The 6,783-nt window shown below is 70.1% G+C and carries 6 protein-coding genes and 1 pseudogene; 5 read left to right on the forward strand and 2 right to left on the reverse strand.

Going from position 1 to position 6,783, the window contains the following annotated elements; all coding sequences use genetic code 11:
- From GA0115259_RS06900 to hypE, 4 genes and pseudogenes are all read left to right on the forward strand, one after another.
- Positions 1–311: pseudogene (locus GA0115259_RS06900) on the forward strand (carbamoyltransferase HypF); the annotation flags it as partial.
- Positions 312–397: 86 nt separating this feature from the next.
- On the forward strand, positions 398–742 hold the full coding sequence (locus GA0115259_RS06905) for a HypC/HybG/HupF family hydrogenase formation chaperone (RefSeq protein ID WP_093592371.1): 345 nt from the start codon (positions 398–400) through the stop codon (positions 740–742).
- Positions 739–1,881: a hydrogenase formation protein HypD gene (hypD, locus tag GA0115259_RS06910; protein ID WP_093592374.1), complete on the forward strand. Its 1,143-nt coding sequence runs from the start codon at positions 739–741 to the stop codon at positions 1,879–1,881. Before GA0115259_RS06905 ends, hypD begins: the two co-directional genes overlap by 4 nt.
- A gap of 124 nt (positions 1,882–2,005) precedes the next feature.
- On the forward strand, positions 2,006–2,995 hold the full coding sequence (hypE, locus tag GA0115259_RS06915) for a hydrogenase expression/formation protein HypE (RefSeq protein ID WP_093592386.1): 990 nt from the start codon (positions 2,006–2,008) through the stop codon (positions 2,993–2,995).
- A 60-nt stretch (positions 2,996–3,055) separates the two neighbouring features.
- On the opposite strand, the gene GA0115259_RS06920 is transcribed toward hypE, so the two are convergent.
- The gene (locus GA0115259_RS06920; protein WP_093592377.1) at positions 3,056–4,600 is read right to left on the reverse strand and encodes a GH1 family beta-glucosidase; all 1,545 of its coding nucleotides are present in this window, start codon (positions 4,598–4,600) and stop codon (positions 3,056–3,058) included.
- Positions 4,601–4,724: 124 nt separating this feature from the next.
- Between GA0115259_RS06920 and GA0115259_RS06925 the strand changes: the two genes are divergently transcribed.
- Positions 4,725–5,753 carry a LacI family DNA-binding transcriptional regulator gene (locus GA0115259_RS06925; protein ID WP_093592380.1) on the forward strand — a complete coding sequence of 343 codons (1,029 nt, stop codon included), beginning with the start codon at positions 4,725–4,727 and terminating at the stop codon, positions 5,751–5,753.
- A 296-nt stretch (positions 5,754–6,049) separates the two neighbouring features.
- On the opposite strand, the gene GA0115259_RS06935 is transcribed toward GA0115259_RS06925, so the two are convergent.
- Positions 6,050–6,783 (reverse strand): SDR family NAD(P)-dependent oxidoreductase (locus GA0115259_RS06935; RefSeq protein WP_093592383.1); only part of this gene is annotated, 734 nt, incomplete at its 5' end.

Below are 6,783 nucleotides of genomic sequence, written 5' to 3' on the forward strand. Positions count from 1 at the left end.
CGGCTGCGGTCCTGGCCGCGGCGGCTCATGACATACGGGCCGGCGCGGACGCGCCGACGGTGGCCGCGCGCTTCCACGGCGCGGTGATCGGTCTGGTGCGTGATCTGTGCCGCGCGGCCCGTGACCGTACGGGCCTGACCACCGTCGCACTGAGCGGCGGCGTGTTCTGCAACGCCCTGCTGACCTCCGGCTGTACGAAGCGGCTGGAGCGTGACGGCTTCACCGTACTGCGGCACCGCGCGGTGCCACCGAACGACGGCGGGCTGGCACTGGGCCAGTTGATGGTCGCCGCCCGGGTCACGACGGGCTGAGAGGGCCGGGAACGGCCGAGGCGGCACGGGACCGGCCGTGACGGGCCGAGCGGCAGGCGGAACAACCGATGTGTGAGGAGGAAGCAATGTGCCTTGCTGTGCCCGGCAGAGTGCTGGACATCGAGGAGCGCGACGGAACCCGGATGGCCCATGTCGACTTCGGCGGCGTGGTCAAGGACGTCTGTCTGGAGTATGTGCCGGAGATGAACGTCGGCGACTACGCGATCGTGCATGTCGGCTTCGCGCTCCAGCGGCTCGACGAGGAGTCCGCGAAGCAGACGCTCAGGCTGTTCGAGAATCTTGGCGTACTGGAGGAGGAGTTCGGGGACGCGTGGGGGCGGGCCGCGAAGGAGGCCGGAGCCGAACGGCCGCAGGACACAGGGAAATCCAGCCGCCGTACGCCACAACCCCCACAGGAGGACCTTCGATGAAGTATCTCGACGAGTTCAGCGATCCCGATCTCGCCGCCCGGCTGTTCGACGACATCCGGACCACCGTCACCCGGCCCTGGGCCCTGATGGAGGTCTGCGGCGGCCAGACCCACTCGATCATCCGCCATGGCATCGACCAGCTCCTCCCGGAGGAGGTCGAACTCATCCACGGTCCCGGCTGTCCGGTCTGTGTGACACCGCTGGAGACCATCGACCAGGCGCTGGAGATCGCCTCCCGTCCCGGGGTGATCTTCTGCTCCTTCGGCGACATGCTCCGGGTGCCGGGCAGCGGCCGGGATCTGTTCAAGGTCAAGAGCGAGGGAGCGGACGTACGGGTGGTCTACTCGCCGCTCGACGCGCTGAGGACCGCCCAGGAGAATCCGGACCGTCAGGTGGTCTTCTTCGGGATCGGATTCGAGACGACGGCGCCGCCGAACGCGATGACCGTCCATCAGGCCAAGAAGCTCGGCATCGAGAACTTCAGCCTGCTGGTCTCCCATGTCCGGGTCCCTCCGGCGATCGACGCCATCATGAACGCGCCCGGCTGCCGGGTCCAGGCGTTCCTGGCCGCAGGCCATGTCTGTACGGTCATGGGGACCGGCGAGTATCCCGAACTGGCCGCGCGGCACCGGGTGCCCATCGTCGTCACCGGCTTCGAACCGCTGGACATCCTGGAGGGCATCCGGCGCGCCGTACGCCAGTTGGAGGCCGGCGAGCACACCGTCGAGAACGCCTATCCGCGTGCGGTACGGCCCGAGGGCAGTCCGGCCGCGCGGGCCATGCTGAAGGATGTCTTCAAGGTCACCGACCGGGCCTGGCGCGGTATCGGCATGATCCCGGCCAGCGGCTGGCGGCTGTCTCCCGCCTACCGCGCGTACGACGCGGAGCACCGCTTCTCGGTGACCGGCATCCGGACCCGGGAGTCCACGGACTGCCGCAGCGGCGAGGTGCTCCAGGGACTGATCAAGCCGCATGAGTGCGAGGCGTTCGGCACGGTCTGCACGCCGCGCAATCCGCTCGGCGCCACCATGGTCTCCAGCGAGGGCGCCTGCGCGGCGTACTACCTGTACCGGAGGCTGGCGACACCGGACGCGGCGGGCACCGCCGGTCCCCAGGAAGAGGTGACCTCCGTTGGCTGAGCCGACATCGACCGGGATCCGTGAGGTGGACGGTGTCCGGCCCCGGGTACGGTCCGCCGCCGCCGTACCGGACTTCTCCGGCTGGACCTGTCCCGCTCCGCTCCGTGACCACCGGAAGGTCGTGATGGGACACGGCGGCGGCGGTCAGCTCTCCGCCGAACTCGTCGAGCATCTCTTCGCGCCGGCCTTCGGCGGTGAGGTCCTCGCGGAACTGGGCGACTCGGCGACGGTCACCCTGGGCGGCGCGCGGCTGGCGTTCTCCACCGACTCGTATGTGGTGCGCCCGCTCTTCTTCCCGGGCGGCAGCATCGGCGATCTCGCGGTCAACGGAACGGTCAACGACCTGGCGATGATGGGCGCCCGGCCCGCCTATCTGTCCTGCGGTTTCATTCTGGAGGAGGGCGTCGAACTCGCCACGGTGGGCAGGGTGGCCGAGGCGCTGGGCGCCGCCGCCCGGGCGGCCGGCGTGACGGTCGTCACGGGCGACACCAAGGTGGTGGACGCCGGGCACGGCGACGGCGTGTTCATCAACACGGCCGGGATCGGGCTGATCCCGGACGGTGTGGACATCCGGCCCCGGCGTGCCGCGCCGGGCGATGTGGTGATCGTCAGCGGTGCGATCGGTGAGCACGGTGTGGCCGTCATGAGTGTCCGCGAGGGCCTGGAGTTCGGTGTGGAGATCGAGAGCGACACCGCGCCGCTGGCCTCGCTCGTCCGGGCGATGCTGGATGTCTGCCCCGATCTGCACGTACTGCGGGATCCGACCCGTGGCGGGCTGGCCACCTCGCTCAATGAGATCGCGTCGGCGTCCGGCGCGGGGATCACTCTCAGGGAGCGTGCGCTCCCGGTGCCGGACGCCGTCGCCAACGCGTGCGCCTTCCTCGGTCTCGATCCGCTGTATGTGGCCAACGAGGGCAAACTCGTGGCGTTCGTACCGCCCGCGCACGCCGAGAAGGTGCTCGCGGCGATGCGCGCGCATCCGCTCGGTGCGGGTGCGGTGGTGATCGGTACGTGTACGACGGACCATCCCGGCATGGTGGTGGCATCCACCGGACTGGGCGGGACCCGGGTGGTGGACATGCCGCTGGGTGAGCAACTGCCGCGTATCTGCTGAGGTGTGAGCGGGTGTCGGCAGATGGATACGGCACGCCGGGCGGGAGCCGGTGACCGGTGGCTACTCCGCTGGCGGCACCGTGTTCGTACGGGTCACCCGGGCGTACCAGTGGGCACTGGACTTGAGAGTGCGGCGCTGGGTCGGGTAGTCGACATGGACCGTGCCGAAGCGTTTGCCGTAGCCGTACGACCATTCGAAATTGTCGAGCAGCGACCAGAGGAAGTAGCCACGGATGTCGGCGCCCGAGGCGATGGCCCGGTGGACCGCCGCGAGATGGTCACGGAGATAGGCGATCCGCTCCGGATCACGGACCTCGCCGTCGGGAGCGGCGTAGTCGTCGAAGGCCGCGCCGTTCTCGGTGATCATGACGGGCAGTTCCGGGTGGTCCCGCCGTACCCGCATCAGCAGTTCGTACAGACCGCTCGGGTCGATCGTCCAGCCCATGGCGGTCCGGTCGCCGGGAGTCTGGTGGAAGGCCACCTGATCGGCGCCGGGCCAGGGGCTGTGGTCGCTCGCACCATGTCCGTCGGACCCATGTGCGGCAGGTCCTGTGTGGTGGGAGACCAGGGTCGGTGAGTAGTAGTTGACACCGAGGAAGTCCAGCGGCTGGTGGATCAGCGCGGTGTCGCCGTCCCGGACGAACGACCAGTCGGTGATCTCCGCCGTGTCCGCCAGGACATCGGCCGGATAGATCCCGGACAGCATGGGCCCGGTGAAGACGCGGTTGGCCACACCGTCGATCCGGCGGACCGCGTCCCTGTCCGGCTCGCTGTCGGTCAGCGGCCGTACCTGGTGCAGATTGAGGGTGACGGACACCTTGGCGCCGGCCGGCAGCCGCTCGCGCAGCGCCCGGACCGCGAGCCCATGGCCGAGATTGAGATGGTGGGCCGCCCGCAGGGCGTCGGCGGCGTCGGTACGGCCCGGAGCGTGGACACCGGAACCGTAGCCGAGGAAGGCGCTGCACCACGGCTCGTTGAGAGTGGTCCAGGTCCGTACCCGGTCGCCCAGGGCGTCGGCGACGATCGCCGCGTACTCGGCGAACCGGAGGGCGGTGTCGCGCTCGGGCCAGCCGCCGGCGTCCTCAAGATGCTGGGGCAGATCCCAGTGGTAGAGGGTGACGACCGGATCGATGCCCTTCTCCAGCAGTCCGTCGGTCAGCCGCCGGTAGAAGTCGAGGCCCTTCTCGGACGCGGGCCCGCTGCCGGTGGGCTGGACACGGGGCCAGGACACCGAGAAGCGGTACGCGCCGACACCGAGGCCGGACATGATCGCGACGTCCTCGGGCCAGCGGTGGTAGTGATCGGTGGCGACATCACCGGTGTCGCCGTTGCGTACCCGGCCCGGAGTGCGGGAGTAGACGTCCCAGATGGAGGGTGTACGGCCGTCCTCCTGGGCGGCGCCCTCGATCTGGTACGCGGCGGTCGCGGTGCCCCACAGAAAGCCGGGCGGGAAGCTCAGAGGTGCCGCGGGGTCCAGGGCGCGCCCGGGAGTGGGTGCTGAGGTGGCCACAGAGGTCCTTCCGCAGAGTGGGTTCGAACGCCCCTGGGAGCGCTCCCATGGATTGTGGAAGACTCTCCGCTGACACCCGGCTCTGTCAAGAGCCATATGCGGTTCCGGCGCCCGAACGGGCCCGGTGCCGCCCCCGGGCCGCCGGTTCTCCGGCGACCCCGCACAATTTCCTGGTGGGCGCCGTGCTGCGGCACCAGGAAAGCACAAGTCAGGAGACGTGATGAGCAGCGCCGAACGGGCGGCCCGCAGGCCGACCCTGGAAGCCGTCGCCCGGCTCGCGGGCGTCGGCAGGGGTACGGTCTCCCGGGTCGTCAACGGCCTCCCGGGCGTCAGCGCGAAGGCCCGCACCGCCGTCGAGGCGGCCATCGCGGAACTCAACTACGTACCGAATCCCGCCGCCCGCAGTCTGGTCACCAGCAGGACCGACAGCATCGCGCTGGTGATCCCCGAGTCGGAGAGCCGGCTGGCCACCGAGCCGTACTTCTCCGCCGTCATCCGCGGGGTGAGTACCGAACTCGCCGACACCGAGATGCAGTTGCTGCTGATCCTGGTACGTGATCAGCGCGAGCTGGACCGGCTGATCCGGTTCGTGGAGGCGCGCAGGGTCGACGGAGTGCTGCTGGTGTCGGTCCATCGCGACGATCCGCTGCCGGCGTTCCTGGAGAAGACACGGATACCGACGGTCCTGGTGGGACGGCGCTCACCGGACGAGCCACTGAGCCATGTCCACTCCGACAATGTGGGCGGGGCTGCGCTGGCGGTACGCCATCTCCTCGGCCTGGGACGTATCACCGTCGCCACCATCGCGGGACCGCTCGACATGGATGTCGGCCACGGCCGTCTCCAGGGCTGGCGCGATGCCCATGCCGAGCGCGGCGTCGAGCCGGACGCGTCGCTGATCGCACCGGCCGACTTCACCGAGGAGGGCGGTCGCGCCGCCATGCGGGCACTGCTCGACCGGCGCCCGGACATCGACGCCGTGTTCGCCGCGTCCGACGTCATGGCCGCGGGCGCGCTGACCGAGCTGCGCGAGCGAGGGCTGCGGGTCCCGGAGGATGTGGCGGTCATCGGGTTCGACGACTCGATTGTCGCCCGCCATACGGTGCCGCCGCTGACCAGTGTCAGCCAGCCGACCGAGGAGATGGGACGCGCCATCACCCGGCTGCTCCTCGACGAGATCAATGATCCCGCCGGGCCTCGTCGGCAGCTCACGCTGCCCACGACTCTTGTCGAACGCCGGACCACCTGAGCGGCGTCAGGTGCTGATGGCCGGGTGGCGTCAGGTGCGGATCCAGAAACAGAAAGGGTGTCCTGCCGGGTCGAGACAGACCCGTATGCCGTCCTGGGGCTGAAAGCCGTGGAGTGCCGCGCCCAGCTCTGTGGCATACACGACGGCGGGCTCCCGGCCACTCGCCGCCACAGCCGGTGAGCCGGACCCTGGTGCGGCGGGCAGCGCGGGGGCAAGGGCGTTCAGGCGGGCGTTCAGACGGGCGTTCAGACGGTGGGCGCGAACGCGTCGACGCCGGTCAGCTCGGCCGAGAGCCGTCACAGCCGCGCCGCCTGCTCGGGGTCGGTCGCCCAGTCGCGTACACCGCCGGGCACCGACGGGTCGGCAGACGCCGGCTCCGCGATGTCGCAGTCCTCGCAGAAGACTCCGCCCGCCTCCGCCAGCTGAGGCGAGGTCGCCGCCCACACCTGGGTGGCCGCACCCTGCTCCGGCGACTTGAAGGAGGGATGCACGGCGTTGCCGTCCTCGTCGATCCAGCCGGCCGCGACCATCTCCTCCTTGGGCAGATGCCGCTGGAGCGGTGTGAGGATGCCGCCGGGATGCAGCGAGAACGCCCGTACGCCGGCGTCACGGCCGAGCGCGTCGAGGTGCACGGCGAAGAGCGCGTTGGCCGTCTTCGCCTGGCCGTAGGCCTTCCACTTGTCGTAACCGGTCCCGAACCACATGTCGTCCCAGCGGATGGGCGAGTTGCGGTGTCCTGACGAGGACACGGAGATCACCCGCGCGCCGCCCGGCTCGATCGCCGGCCAGAGCCGGTTGACGAGCGCGAAGTGGCCGAGGTGGTTGGTCGCGAACTGCGCCTCCCAGCCGGGACCGACCCGGGTCTCCGGGCAGGCCATGACGGCGGCGTTGTTGATGACGATGTCGATGGTGCGGCCCGAGGCGAGGAAGCGCTCGGCGAACGCGCGGACGCTGTCGAGATCGGCGAGGTCGAGCTCATCGATCTCGACGCCCTCGATGCCCGCGAGCGCCTCCTCGGCGGTCGCCCGCC

Source organism: Streptomyces sp. MnatMP-M17, from assembly GCF_900091995.1.
Classification (GTDB): domain Bacteria; phylum Actinomycetota; class Actinomycetes; order Streptomycetales; family Streptomycetaceae; genus Streptomyces.

What these genes read in the sequence shown, in the direction of transcription:
- hypE (WP_093592386.1), top strand. Translation starts at nt 2,006, where the DNA reads ATGGGACACGGCGGCGGCGGTCAGCTCTCCGCCGAACTCGTCGAGCAT.
- GA0115259_RS06905 (WP_093592371.1), top strand. Translation starts at nt 398, where the DNA reads ATGTGCCTTGCTGTGCCCGGCAGAGTGCTGGACATCGAGGAGCGCGAC.
- GA0115259_RS06920 (WP_093592377.1), bottom strand. Translation starts at nt 4,600, where the DNA reads ATGGCTCTTGACAGAGCCGGGTGTCAGCGGAGAGTCTTCCACAATCCA.
- hypD (WP_093592374.1), top strand. Translation starts at nt 739, where the DNA reads ATGAAGTATCTCGACGAGTTCAGCGATCCCGATCTCGCCGCCCGGCTG.
- GA0115259_RS06925 (WP_093592380.1), top strand. Translation starts at nt 4,725, where the DNA reads ATGAGCAGCGCCGAACGGGCGGCCCGCAGGCCGACCCTGGAAGCCGTC.